The following is a 3,344-nucleotide window of genomic DNA, read 5'->3' on the forward strand; positions in this document are numbered from 1 at the left end:
CGCGCGCGACGGCGACCGGCTCGAGAGGGCCACCGAGGTGCGCACCCTCGCGACACCGTCCCGCGCGGGCGGTCCCGCCATCGTGCAGGCGGCGGCGGATGCCGTGCGCGCGGTGCGCCGCGGCGACCCGGTGGACGCGGTCGGGATCGGGACTGCCGGGGTCGTCGGGCCGGACGGCACGATCACCTCGGCCACGGATGCGATCAGCGGCTGGGTCGGATTCCCCCTGCGGAGGGCCCTCGCGGGTGCGCTCGGCGCCCCGGTCGCGGTGGTCAACGACGTGCATGCCGCCGCGGTGGCCGAGGCCGAGCGGGGCGCCGGAGCGGGCGCGGACGCGATGCTGATGGTCGCGGTCGGCACCGGGATCGGGGGCGCCGTCGTTCTCGCGGACGGACTGCGTCGCGGCGTCACCGGCACCGCGGGCTCGATCGGGCACATGGAGATCTCGCTGCCCCCGAACCTCGCCGAGCGGCGCTGCCCCTGCGGCGGCTTCGGCCACGTGGAGGCCGTGGCCTCCGGCCCCGCTCTGGAGCAGACGTTCTTCGAGGAGGCCGGGGTGCGCCTTCCCCTGCGCGAGGTGCACGCGGCGGCTCTGCGCGGAGACGCCCGGGCGGAACGGGTGATCCGCGACGGTGCGCACCATCTCGGGCGCGCCCTCGCGAGCGCCAATGCCGCCCTCGACCTCGAGGTGATCGTGGTCGGCGGCGGGGTCGCCGAGATCGGCGAGACCTATCTGGCCGAGGTGCGGCGGGCCTATCGCGCGGCCGCGATGCCCGGACCCTCGGCGGCTCGCGTGGTCCCGGCGCAGCTCGGGATCGATGCGGCTCTCACCGGTGCCGCGCTCCTCGGCGCGCGCCTGGTCGAGCGCTCGGACTGAGATCGGGAGCGCCGCCCTCCCTCCTGAAACTCCCACCCCATCCTCAGGGTGAACGACATATCGTTGAGTATCGTTCACCCCATCAGGAGGTCATCATGAACAACGCATTCCCCTCCAACCCGTTCGGCGGCACCAGCGGCTCCGGGAACAACGGCGGCCCCGGCGGCCTCTTCGGCGGCGCCGGCTTCGGCACGGGCCCCGGCGGTCCGGCATCCGCGATCTTCGAGGCGATGGACCAGCTCCGCAAGTCGTTCGAGCCCCGCCCGTCCGGCGGCTCGCGCATGGCCCGCGGTGATGTCCGCACGGCCGTGCTCTCCCTGCTCGCCGAGAAGCCGATGCACGGCTACCAGATCATCAACGAGATCGCCGAGCGCAGCGGCGGCACCTGGAAGCCGAGTGCCGGCTCCGTGTACCCCACGCTGCAGCTGCTCGCCGATGAAGGACTCATCGAGGCCGAGGAGCAGAACGGCCGCAAGACCTACTCGCTCACCGAGGCCGGCCGCGCCGTCGCCGACGAGAGCTCCGAGACCCCGGCCCCGTGGGAGTCGTCCGGCAAGGACGGCCACCGTGACAGCGCCCGCTTCAGCGCGCTGCCCAAGGCGGGCGTCGACCTCGCCGCCGCCGCAGCGCAGGTCGGTCGCAGCGGTTCGCCCGAGCAGGTGCAGCAGACCATCGAGATCCTCGACGAAGCCCGCCGTAGGCTGTACTCGATCCTCGCGCAGGACTGACCGCGCAGTGCGGCATCGGGTGAGGGCCTGCGAGAGGACCACGCGATGACGGATGCCGCGGCACAGGGCGCCCACCGCGCCAGGTACCGCCGCATCGTGTCGTTCGCGGGCCGGGAGTTCCTGAAGATCTGGTGGTTCGAGCTGGTGCTCCCGCGGCTCGGCATGAGCCGGGTCGCCGAGCGCACACGAGGGCAGCGGATGCAGACGTTCGCGCGTCGCTTCCATGTGCTCGCGGTCGAACTCGGCGGTCTCATGATCAAGGTCGGACAGTTCATGTCGTCGCGCCTCGACGTGCTGCCGCCCGAGATCACGAAAGAGCTCGAGGGGCTGCAGGACGAGGTGCCGGCCGTGCCCACCGCGGCCATCCGCGCGCTCGCCGAGGCCGAACTCGGCATCCCGCTCGAGCGCGCCTACGCGTGGTTCGACGACACTCCGGTCGCGGCGGCATCCCTCGGTCAGGTGCACCGGGCCCGGCTCTCGGCACTCGACGCGGCCGACACCGGACTCGGCCACGTCGTCGTCAAGGTGCAACGGCCGGGTATCGACGGGATCGTCGCGGTCGACCTCGCCGCGCTCCGCCGGGTCGCCCGCTGGCTGACCCGCGTGCGCCTCGTCGCCGACCGGGTCGATGCTCCCGCGTTGGTCGAGGAGTTCGCCGCGACCAGCCTCGAGGAGATCGACTACCTGCACGAAGCCGCGAGCGCCGAGCGGTTCCGCGAGAACTTCGCCGACGACCCGCGCGTCGCCGCTCCCGAGATCGTGTGGGAGCGGTCGACCCGTCGCGTGCTCACGCTGTCCGACGTCACCGCGATCAAGATCAACGACACGGATGCGCTGCGTGCCGCCGGCATCGACCCGTCCGCGGTCGCCGCGGTGTTCGCCGAGGTCATGTTCGACCAGGTGTTCACGCACAGCTTCGTGCACGCCGACCCGCACCCCGGCAACATCTTCGTGACGCCGGTCCACGCGGGCGCAGGCGAGTCGGGGCGGAACTTCCAGCTCACGTTCATCGACTTCGGGATGATGGCCGAGGTTCCCGACAGTCTCCGCGACGGGCTGCGCACGCTCCTCATCGCGGTCGCCGGGCGTGACAGCCGCGGCCTCGTCGCCGCCGCCCAGGAGATCGGCGTCCTGCTGCCGTCGGCCGACACCAACGAGCTCGAACGTGCTCTGAGCGCGCTGTTCGCCCGCTTCGGCGGCATGGGTTTCGCCGAACTCAGCAAGGTCGATCCCCGGGAGTTCCGCGACTTCGCGGAGGAGTTCGGCGACATGGTGCGCTCGCTCCCGCTGCAGCTGCCCGAGAACATGCTGCTGCTCATCCGCGCGGTCTCGCTGACCTCCGGCATGTGCAGCGGACTCGACCCGGCGTTCAACGTGTGGGATGCCGCTGAGCCCTATGCCGGCCGACTGCTGCGCGACGAGAGCGGCAACATCGTGCAGGCCTTCGCGACGCAGGCGATGGACACGATGAGCACTACCTGGCAGCTGCCCGGCCGCATCGACCGGATCATCACCCGCATCGACGACGGCAACGTGTCGTTCGACACCTCACGGCTCGAGCGCCGCCTCGATCGGCTCGAGGGCATCGCGCGTCGCATCGCCTCGGGAGTGCTGTTCGCGGCGCTGCTCGTGGGCGGTGCCCTGCTCGTCCCCTCGCTGCCTCCGCTGGGCATCACCCTGATCTGCGTCTCGGCCCTGCCGCTGCTGCACTCGGTGTTCGCCGGCGTCGGTCGCGGGGG

At 72.1% G+C, this 3,344-nt stretch carries 3 protein-coding genes; all 3 read left to right on the top strand.

Translation table 11 applies throughout. The features are described 5' to 3' along the window. Positions 1-877 (top strand): ROK family protein (locus tag ACNPM4_RS14120; RefSeq protein WP_448986072.1); only part of this gene is annotated, 877 nt, incomplete at its 5' end. A 95-nt stretch (positions 878-972) separates the two neighbouring features. Next, positions 973-1,605, top strand: coding sequence for a PadR family transcriptional regulator (locus ACNPM4_RS14125; RefSeq protein ID WP_029264018.1), 633 nt, complete (start codon positions 973-975; stop codon positions 1,603-1,605). A 45-nt stretch (positions 1,606-1,650) separates the two neighbouring features. After that, a partial coding sequence (locus ACNPM4_RS14130) for an ABC1 kinase family protein (protein WP_448986073.1) occupies positions 1,651-3,344 on the top strand: 1,694 nt, incomplete at its 3' end.

Source organism: Microbacterium umsixpiens, from assembly GCF_053543675.1.

What these genes read in the sequence shown, in the direction of transcription:
- ACNPM4_RS14125 (WP_029264018.1), top strand. Translation starts at nt 973, where the DNA reads ATGAACAACGCATTCCCCTCCAACCCGTTCGGCGGCACCAGCGGCTCC.